General features: G+C 69.2%; 7 protein-coding genes and 1 tRNA gene. 7 read left to right on the forward strand and 1 reads right to left on the reverse strand.

All coding sequences use genetic code 11. The annotated features are described in order from the left end of the window. Positions 1–41 precede the first annotated feature (41 nt). From AOK01_RS42145 to AOK01_RS36970, 4 genes are all read left to right on the forward strand, one after another. Positions 42–374, forward strand: coding sequence for a hypothetical protein (locus AOK01_RS42145; protein ID WP_079104061.1), 333 nt, complete (start codon positions 42–44; stop codon positions 372–374). A 377-nt stretch (positions 375–751) separates the two neighbouring features. After that, on the forward strand, positions 752–2,032 hold the full coding sequence (locus AOK01_RS36960; protein WP_055519502.1) for a helix-turn-helix domain-containing protein: 1,281 nt from the start codon (positions 752–754) through the stop codon (positions 2,030–2,032). 141 nt (positions 2,033–2,173) lie between these two features. Further along, on the forward strand, positions 2,174–2,776 hold the full coding sequence (gene orn / locus AOK01_RS36965) for an oligoribonuclease (protein WP_055519505.1): 603 nt from the start codon (positions 2,174–2,176) through the stop codon (positions 2,774–2,776). 128 nt (positions 2,777–2,904) lie between these two features. Beyond that, positions 2,905–2,977: transfer RNA gene (locus AOK01_RS36970), tRNA-His, on the forward strand. Positions 2,978–3,081: 104 nt separating this feature from the next. Here AOK01_RS36970 and AOK01_RS36975 read toward each other — a convergent pair. After that, on the reverse strand, positions 3,082–4,137 hold the full coding sequence (locus tag AOK01_RS36975; RefSeq protein ID WP_055519508.1) for a LacI family DNA-binding transcriptional regulator: 1,056 nt from the start codon (positions 4,135–4,137) through the stop codon (positions 3,082–3,084). A 440-nt stretch (positions 4,138–4,577) separates the two neighbouring features. Here AOK01_RS36975 and AOK01_RS36980 point away from each other — a divergent pair, with 440 nt between their 5' ends. The 3 genes from AOK01_RS36980 to AOK01_RS36990 all read left to right on the forward strand — a co-directional run. Beyond that, a complete protein-coding gene (locus AOK01_RS36980; RefSeq protein WP_055519510.1) occupies positions 4,578–5,900 on the forward strand; it encodes an ABC transporter substrate-binding protein in 1,323 nt (440 codons plus the stop codon). After that, complete coding sequence (locus tag AOK01_RS36985; protein ID WP_055519511.1) at positions 5,897–6,928, forward strand: carbohydrate ABC transporter permease; 1,032 nt, start codon at positions 5,897–5,899, stop codon at positions 6,926–6,928. The genes AOK01_RS36980 and AOK01_RS36985 overlap by 4 nt, the downstream gene beginning before the upstream one ends. After that, positions 6,925–7,796 (forward strand): carbohydrate ABC transporter permease (locus AOK01_RS36990; RefSeq protein WP_055519514.1); only part of this gene is annotated, 872 nt, incomplete at its 3' end. The genes AOK01_RS36985 and AOK01_RS36990, both read left to right, overlap by 4 nt.

The following is a 7,796-nucleotide window of genomic DNA, read 5'->3' on the forward strand; positions in this document are numbered from 1 at the left end:
GTCCCCGCCCTCCCGCCAGGACGCCCACCGCACAGGACACGGTGAGCGACGTGGTCCGCTGGGCGGCGTTCAGCTGCGTCCTGGTTCCGGTCGTCCTCGTGGGGTACGGGACCTCACTGGCGGGCGCGGCCGGCACGGCCCTCGGCCTCGCCGCGGTGACCGGGGCCTGCCGGGTGCTGCTGCGCCGGTCCGAGCGCGGCGCGGTACGGCTGCGCACCGAGGAGCGGACGCCCCATCATGATGCCCACCATGAGCCCTCTCATGACCCTCATCATGAAGGGCACGGCAGAGCCGGTCACGAGCGGCGCGGCAGGGCCGGCACAGGCGACTCCCGAAGGGGCCGGCACGCCGGTGGAAATACGCCGGTTGACTGACCGGTTTGTATGCACGGGCCCGTTGCTTTTCAGCCAACTTCCATACCCTGTCCACCCCTTGGCCGAACAGGCCCCCAACCCCCGTTCGACCTGCACCGAAAGCGTCCAGTAGGGTGCCCGCACCCTACTGGGACCGGCCACGGACACGAGGCGCACTTCCCTGTGCGGCTCACGAGTGCAACGCTTCGTGATCGAATGCTTCACGCCAAGTTGCCATGTCGACAATCTGCCGAGTGCTGAACTGGCCACCTCGGCACGACGCGACACAGTAGATTCGATCTTGACGTCTTACGGCGGGGGACTCGTGCAGGACCGAGGGGAAACGTGCAGGAGCGACACAACCGAGGAGCCGCGACCACCGAGGGGGGCTTAGCAGTATGAGCCACGACTCCACTGCCGCGCCGGAAGCCGCAGTCCGGAAACTCTCCGGGCGACGCCGCAAGGAGATCGTCGCGGTGCTGCTGTTCAGCGGCGGCCCCATCTTCGAGAGTTCCATACCGCTGTCGGTGTTCGGGATCGACCGCCAGGACGCCGGCGTGCCGCGGTACCGACTACTGGTGAGCGCCGGTGAGGAAGGCCCCCTGCGGACCACAGGAGGCCTCGAACTCACCGCGCCCAACGGGCTGGAGGCGATCTCCCGGGCGGGCACGGTTGTCGTGCCGGCCTGGCGGTCCATCACCTCACCGCCACCGGAGGAGGCGCTCGACGCACTGCGCCGGGCACATGAGGAAGGCGCCCGCATAGTCGGGCTGTGCACCGGCGCCTTCGTGCTGGCCGCGGCCGGACTGCTGGACGGCCGTCCCGCGACCACGCACTGGATGTACGCGCCGACGCTGGCCAAGCGCTATCCGTCGGTGCATGTCGACCCCCGTGAGCTGTTCGTGGACGACGGCGACGTACTGACGTCGGCGGGCACCGCGGCCGGGATCGACCTCTGTCTGCACATCGTGCGGACGGACCACGGGAACGAGGCAGCCGGAGCGCTGGCCCGCCGACTGGTGGTGCCACCGCGGCGCAGTGGCGGCCAGGAGCGCTATCTCGACCGCTCTTTACCGGAGGAGATCGGCGCCGACCCGCTCGCCGAGGTCGTCGCCTGGGCACTGGAGCACCTCCACGAGCAGTTCGACGTGGAGACGCTGGCGGCACGCGCGTACATGAGCCGTCGTACGTTCGACCGCCGGTTCCGCTCGCTCACCGGGAGCGCTCCCCTGCAGTGGCTGATCACCCAGCGGGTGCTCCAGGCGCAGCGGCTCCTGGAGACGTCCGACTACTCGGTGGACGAGGTCGCGGGGCGCTGCGGCTTCCGTTCGCCGGTGGCGCTGCGCGGGCACTTCCGCCGCCAGCTCGGCTCCTCGCCCGCGGCGTACCGCGCCGCGTACCGGGCGCGCCGGCCGCAGGGTGAGAAGCAGACGGACCCGGACGGCTCACCGCCCCCGGCTCCGCCGCCGGTGCTCCAGCAGGAGGCGTCCGTCCCGTTCCAGACCCGTCGTACGGCGGCGGCCCACGCGGTCGGCACGGCGGCGACGTCGTCCCTGTCCACGGACTCCGGACGGTCGGACTCCGGGCGATCGGACTCGGGGCGGCCGGGCGGACGGGCGGGCGCGGAGCTGTACGCGACCGGGCGGCACAGTCTGCCGGGTCAGCGGAGCGCGCCGTAGCCGCGCCGTGGCGTTGTGTGCCGGCCCCGGACCTCTTCGGTCCGGGGCCGGCGTCGTTCGCGCCCCGCGGTCACGGCTGTCGAGGCGACTGCCGAGGTCCCGGGCCTGCCCGGCCGAGGAAGCGGGCCGTAGGGTGAGCCCATGAACGATCGCATGGTGTGGATCGACTGCGAGATGACCGGTCTCTCGCTGTCGGAGGACGCGCTCATCGAGGTGGCCGCGCTGGTGACCGACTCCGAGCTGAACGTGCTCGGTGAAGGGGTGGACATCGTGATCCGTCCGCCGGACGCCGCGCTGGAGACGATGCCCGAGGTGGTGCGCACCATGCACACCGCCTCCGGGCTCCTCGACGAGCTGGCCGCGGGTACGACCCTGGCGGCCGCCGAGGAGGAGGTTCTCACCTATCTCCGTGAGCACGTCAAGGAACCGGGCAGGGCCCCACTGTGCGGGAACTCGGTGGGCACGGACCGGGGCTTCCTCCTGCGGGACATGCCGGCCATCGACACGTTCCTGCACTACCGCATCGTCGACGTCTCCTCCGTCAAGGAGCTGGCCCGCCGCTGGTACCCCCGGGCGTACTTCAACAGCCCCGAGAAGAACGGCAACCACCGCGCGCTGGCCGACATCCGCGAGTCGATCGCCGAACTGCGCTACTACCGCGAGGCGGTCTTCGTACCGCAGCCGGGCCCCGACTCGGACACGGCGCGCACCATCGCCGCGAAGTACGTCCTGCCTGCGCAGTAGGGCCCGCGAACCCGCGCGGTAGCGCCCGCGAAAAGGCTGGAGCGAGCACCCCTTCGGACCCTGTACACTTTTTCTCGGCCGGTCGGTTCACCACTTACGGTGAACCACTCGAAGAAGTGCCGGTCATGGTGGGTGTAGCTCAGCTGGTAGAGCACCTGGTTGTGGTCCAGGAAGTCGCGGGTTCAAGTCCCGTCACTCACCCTGATGTGCTGAGGGCCTCATCGCGAAAGCGATGGGGCCCTCACATGTTTCCGGCGGCGGCGAACCGCACTGCCACCGTCCCGCCCGCCGCGCCCACCTGATCCCTACGACGAGCGCCGCGCCACCAGCTCCGTAGGAAGGACCAGCTGCCGTCGCTCCAGGCCGCGGGAGATCGCCGGGCGGCGGTCCGCGATCTCGTCCATCAGCAGTTCGAGCATCGCGCGGCCCATGTCCACGATCGGCTGGCGCACGCTGGTCAGGGGCGGGTCCATGTGGCGGGCGATCGCCGAGTCGTCGTACCCGACGAGGGCCACGTCCTCGGGTATGCGGCGGCCCGCCTCGCGCAGCACCTGCCGGGCGCCGGCCGCCATCACGTCCGATCCGGCGAAGACCGCGTCGAGGGTCGGGCAGACGGCGAGCAGCTCCGTCATCCCGCGACGGCCGCCCTCTTCCGTGAAGTCCCCCGGCACGATGAGGCGTTCGTCGATCTCGTGGCCCGCGTCGCGCAGTGCCGCGCGGTAGCCGTCGACCCGGCGCTGGGCACCGAACACGTCGAGCCGGCCCGCGAGGTGGGCTATGGTGCGGCGTCCCCGCGCGATGAGGTGCTCGACGGCGAACCGGCCACCGCCGAAGTTGTCCGAGTCCACGGACGGCAGTGTCTCGTCCGCCGACCTGCGACCGCTGATCACCGCCGGGATCTCCAGCTGGAACAGCAGATCGGGAAGCGGGTCGTCCGCGTGGACCGAGACCAGCAGCACCCCGTCCACGCGGTGCGCGGCCAGGTACTCGGCCAGCCGACGCCGCTCCCGGTCGCTGTCCGCGAAGATCAGCAGCAGCTGCATCTCGGTCTCGGAGAGCGCCGCGCCCACGCCCCGCAGCATGTCGGAGAAGTACGGCTCGGCGAAGAAGCGGGTCTCGGGCTCGGGGACGACCAGGGCGATCGCGTCGGTGCGGTTGGCCGCGAGGGCACGGGCCGCCGTGTTCGGCACGTACCCCAGCTCGGCGACCGCCGCCTGCACGGCCGCACGGGTGGCGTCGCTGACCCGCGGGGAGCCGTTGATCACGCGGGAGACCGTGCCGCGGCCCACACCGGCGCGCGCGGCGACCTCTTCGAGGGTCGGCCGCCCGCCGCTTCTGCTCCGCGCTCCGTGGACTGCCATGGTCCGCCTCCCGTCCGACGCGGTCACCACCGCGTCTGGCCTGGAATCTAACAGCCGTGATCGGGGCCGGACCCCCGAGGAGAACAGCCCGGACCCACGGTCCCACCTCGCCGGCACCCGCGCGCGCGTCCCGCCGGGCCGCCGGACGACCGCCCGGTGGCCCGCTCCGGAACCCGGCGCCGGGCCGTCGGAGACCCGCTCTCCCGGTCTCCGCCGGTGTTAGTTAACAGCCCGATAACTGAAGACATCTCCCTACGTTCTCTCCCTTGACACCCTCGCGCCGAGCGGCGAACCTTCAACACATCACCTGTGGGAGCGCTCCCACAGTACCTGACACATACACAACCCGCACGTTCCCCGCCCGAGCCGCAGCATGAACAAACGGGCCCAACAACGCAGTTGGCCGGGGGGTCGGCACGTCAGGGCAACAGGAGGACGCAATGCGCACGAGTACCCGCAGGTCCCACAGAGTGATGGCCCTCGCGGCCGTCGCCGCGCTGACGACGGGGTTGCTGGCCGGCTGCGCCGAGGACTCGGACGACGGCTCGTCGAACTCGGACGGCGGCAGCGGCGGTGGCAAGACCACGCTGACCGTCGGCACCTTCGGGGTCTTCGGCTACAAGCAGGCCGGCCTCTACGACGAGTACATGAAGCAGAACCCGGACATCACCATCAAGGAGAACGTCACCACCAAGACCGAGGTCTACTGGCCCAAGACGCTGACCCGTCTGCAGGCCGGTTCCGGTGTCGACGACATCCAGGCGATCGAGGTCGGCAACGTCACCGAGGCCGTGCAGACGCAGGCCGACAGGTTCGTCGACCTCGGCAAGGACGTCGACAAGTCCCAGTGGCTGGACTGGAAGACCGCCCAGGCCACCACCAAGGACGGCAAGACGATCGGGCTCGGCACCGACATCGGCCCGATGGCGATCTGCTACCGCAAGGACCTGTTCAAGAAGGCCGGTCTGGAGACGGACCGCACCAAGCTCGCCGAGCAGTGGAAGGGCGACTGGTCCAAGTTCGTCGGGGTCGGCAAGGACTACATGAAGAAGGCGCCCTCGGGCACCAAGTTCGTGGACTCCGCCTCCTCGGTCTACAACGCGGCACTCGGTGGCGAGAGCGAGCGCTACTACGACAAGGACGGCAACGTCATCTGGGACAAGTCCTCGGGAGTGAAGAAGGCCTGGGACGCCTCGATGGAGGTGGCGACCAGCAACATGTCGGCGAAGCTGAAGCAGTTCGAGGACCCGTGGAACAAGGCCCTCTCCAACGCCAGTTTCGCGACGGTGGCCTGCCCCGCGTGGATGATCGGCTACATCCAGGAGAAGTCGGGTGACTCCGGCAAGGGCAACTGGGACGTGGCCGCGGCGCCGACCGCGTCCAACTGGGGCGGTTCGTTCATCGGCGTGCCGACGGCGGGCAAGCACCAGAAGGAGGCCGTCAAGCTCGCGAAGTGGCTGACCGATCCCAAGCAGCAGGCGAAGGTCTTCGCCAAGCAGGCGAGCTTCCCGTCGACCCCGTCGGCGTACTCGTCCCTGAAGCCGCTGGCCGCGACCACGGCGTTCTTCTCGGAGGCTCCGATCACGCAGATCTTCTCCGACTCGGCGAAGACCATCCCGACGCAGGTCTTCGGCATCAAGGACCAGCCGATCGGCACCGCGGTCACTGACGTCGGCATCCTCCAGGTCGAGCAGAAGGGCAAGACGCCCGACCAGGGCTGGGACGCGGCCAAGAACGAGATCAAGGACGTGCTCGGCCAGTGACAAGCCCCAAGCAGGCTCTCGCGCAGACCGCGACGAGCGCCGACGCCGCGCCCGGCTCCCAGCCGGGCGCGGCGCGCCCGGCTCACGGTCGCGGTACGCCGCCGCCCTCGGGCCCGGGCTCCTGGCGCAGCCGGCTGTACCGCTGGGACATGAAGGCGTCGCCGTACGCGTTCGTCACCCCCTTCTTCCTCTTCTTCGGGGCCTTCGGGCTCATCCCGCTGCTCTACACGGCCTGGTACTCGCTGCACAACGTGCAGCTGAACGACCTGGACCACCAGACGTGGGTGGGCTTCGACAACTACCAGAACCTGTTGAGCTCGGACTTCTTCTGGAACGCGCTGAAGAACACCTTCACCATCGGTGTGATCTCGACCGTGCCGCAGCTGATCATGGCGATCGGCATCGCGCACCTGCTCAACTACAAGCTGCGCGGCTCGACCATGTGGCGGGTCGTCATGCTCACCCCGTACGCCACCTCGGTGGCGGCGGCGACCCTGGTCTTCGTCCTCCTGTACTCCTGGGACGGCGGCATGATCAACTGGCTGCTGGACTTCGTCGGGATCGACCCGGTCAACTGGCGTGAGTCCGACTGGGGTTCGCAGTTCGCCGTCTCCTCGATCGTGATCTGGCGATGGACCGGCTACAACGCGCTGATCTACCTCGCCGCGATGCAGGCGATCCCGGCCGACCTGTACGAGTCGGCGTCCCTGGACGGCGCGAACCGCTGGCAGCAGTTCCGCCACGTCACGATCCCGATGCTGCGGCCGACGATCCTGTTCACGGTGGTCGTCTCCACCATCGGCGCGACGCAACTGTTCGGCGAGCCCCTGCTGTTCGGCGGGCTCGGCGGCTCCAAGGGCGGCTCCGAGCACCAGTACCAGACGCTCGGTCTGTACATGTACGACCAGGGCTGGACCATCGGCAACCTCGGCAAGGCGTCCGCGATCGCCTGGACGATGTTCCTGCTCCTGCTGATCATCGGCGCGATCAACCTGCTGATCACCCGACGGCTGAGGAAGTCCCAATGACTACAAGTGAACTGACGCCCCCTCAGGCGGAGGGCAAGGCGACGGGGAACGCGACGGGGAAGGACGGCCGGAGCGGCTCCGGGCGCCGCCGGGTGCTCGGCGCGGGCAAGCAGCTGCACGCGGGTCCGCTCACCTATGTCGTCCTGACCGTCTTCGCCTTCGTCTCGCTGGCGCCGCTGCTGTGGACGGTGGTCGCGGCCTCGCGCAACAACGAGCGGCTCGCCCAGACACCGCCACCGCTGTGGATCGGCGGGAACCTGTTCAAGAACCTGGAAGCCGCATGGGAGCAGGGCGGTCTCGGCACCGCGATGGTCAACAGCACGATCGTCGCCACGACCATCACCGTCGGTACGGTCCTGTTCTCCACGCTCGCCGGGTTCGCCTTCGCCAAGCTGAAGTTCAGGTTCTCCAACGTTCTGCTGATGCTGACCATCGGCACGATGATGATCCCGCCGCAGCTGGCGGTCGTACCTCTGTACCTGTGGATGAGCGAGCTGGGCTGGTCCAACCAGTTGCAGACGGTCATCCTGCCCACCCTGGTCAGCGCCTTCGGTACGTTCTTCATGCGGCAGTACCTGCTCCAGGCGCTGCCCAGCGAGCTGATCGAGGCGGCGCGGGTCGACGGCGCGAGCAGTCTGCGCGTCGTGTGGCACGTCGTCTTCCCGGCGGCGCGGCCCGCGATGGCCGTGCTCGGGCTGCTGACGTTCGTGATGGCCTGGAACGACTTCCTGTGGCCGATCATCGCGCTCAACCAGCAGAACCCGACCGTGCAGGTCGCCCTCAACTCGCTCGGCACCGGCTACGTACCCGACCAGGCGGTGATCATGGCGGGCGCGCTGCTGGGCACCCTGCCGCTGCTCATCGCCTT

The organism is Streptomyces aurantiacus (assembly GCF_001418335.1).
Taxonomy (GTDB): Bacteria; Actinomycetota; Actinomycetes; order Streptomycetales; family Streptomycetaceae; genus Streptomyces; species Streptomyces aurantiacus.

Coding starts and splice junctions, on each gene's coding strand:
- AOK01_RS36975 (WP_055519508.1), bottom strand. CDS start 4,137: ATGGCAGTCCACGGAGCGCGGAGCAGAAGCGGCGGGCGGCCGACCCTC.
- AOK01_RS36960 (WP_055519502.1), top strand. CDS start 752: ATGAGCCACGACTCCACTGCCGCGCCGGAAGCCGCAGTCCGGAAACTC.
- AOK01_RS36980 (WP_055519510.1), top strand. CDS start 4,578: ATGCGCACGAGTACCCGCAGGTCCCACAGAGTGATGGCCCTCGCGGCC.
- orn (WP_055519505.1), top strand. CDS start 2,174: ATGAACGATCGCATGGTGTGGATCGACTGCGAGATGACCGGTCTCTCG.